Source organism: Coprococcus sp. AF99-45 (assembly GCF_027663865.1).
GTDB classification, from domain to species: Bacteria; Bacillota; Clostridia; order Lachnospirales; family Lachnospiraceae; genus Allocoprococcus; species Allocoprococcus comes.
Genome location: NZ_JAQDGZ010000057.1, coordinates 1 through 1452, shown reverse-complemented (window position 1 = coordinate 1452; position 1452 = coordinate 1). Strand labels below are relative to the sequence as shown.

Below are 1452 nucleotides of genomic sequence, written 5' to 3'. Positions count from 1 at the left end.
TTTGTGACTGAGTGGCGGACGGGTGAGTAACGCGTGGGTAACCTGCCTCATACAGGGGGATAACAGTTAGAAATGACTGCTAATACCGCATAAGACCACGGAGCCGCATGGCTCAGTGGGAAAAACTCCGGTGGTATGAGATGGACCCGCGTCTGATTAGGTAGTTGGTGGGGTAACGGCCTACCAAGCCAACGATCAGTAGCCGACCTGAGAGGGTGACCGGCCACATTGGGACTGAGACACGGCCCAAACTCCTACGGGAGGCAGCAGTGGGGAATATTGCACAATGGGGGAAACCCTGATGCAGCGACGCCGCGTGAGCGAAGAAGTATTTCGGTATGTAAAGCTCTATCAGCAGGGAAGAAAATGACGGTACCTGACTAAGAAGCACCGGCTAAATACGTGCCAGCAGCCGCGGTAATACGTATGGTGCAAGCGTTATCCGGATTTACTGGGTGTAAAGGGAGCGTAGACGGCTGTGTAAGTCTGAAGTGAAAGCCCGGGGCTCAACCCCGGGACTGCTTTGGAAACTATGCAGCTAGAGTGTCGGAGAGGTAAGTGGAATTCCCAGTGTAGCGGTGAAATGCGTAGATATTGGGAGGAACACCAGTGGCGAAGGCGGCTTACTGGACGATGACTGACGTTGAGGCTCGAAAGCGTGGGGAGCAAACAGGATTAGATACCCTGGTAGTCCACGCCGTAAACGATGACTACTAGGTGTCGGGGAGCAAAGCTCTTCGGTGCCGCAGCAAACGCAATAAGTAGTCCACCTGGGGAGTACGTTCGCAAGAATGAAACTCAAAGGAATTGACGGGGACCCGCACAAGCGGTGGAGCATGTGGTTTAATTCGAAGCAACGCGAAGAACCTTACCTGCTCTTGACATCCCGGTGACCGGCATGTAATGATGCCTTTTCTTCGGAACACCGGTGACAGGTGGTGCATGGTTGTCGTCAGCTCGTGTCGTGAGATGTTGGGTTAAGTCCCGCAACGAGCGCAACCCTTATCTTCAGTAGCCAGCATTTTGGATGGGCACTCTGGAGAGACTGCCAGGGATAACCTGGAGGAAGGTGGGGATGACGTCAAATCATCATGCCCCTTATGAGCAGGGCTACACACGTGCTACAATGGCGTAAACAAAGGGAAGCAAGCCTGCGAGGGTAAGCAAATCTCAAAAATAACGTCTCAGTTCGGATTGTAGTCTGCAACTCGACTACATGAAGCTGGAATCGCTAGTAATCGCGAATCAGCATGTCGCGGTGAATACGTTCCCGGGTCTTGTACACACCGCCCGTCACACCATGGGAGTTGGTAACGCCCGAAGTCAGTGACCCAACCGTAAGGAGGGAGCTGCCGAAGGTGGGACCGATAACTGGGGTGAAGTCGTAACAAGGTAGCCGTATCGGAAGGTGCGGCTGGATCACCTCCTTTCTAAGGAAGAAGAAGTAAGGAA

Annotated in this window: 1 rRNA gene; it reads left to right on the top strand. The window is 53.3% G+C overall.

The features are described from left to right. A 16S ribosomal RNA gene (locus PGR14_RS15980) occupies positions 1–1430 on the top strand; the annotation flags it as partial. Positions 1431–1452: the final 22 nt, after the last annotated feature.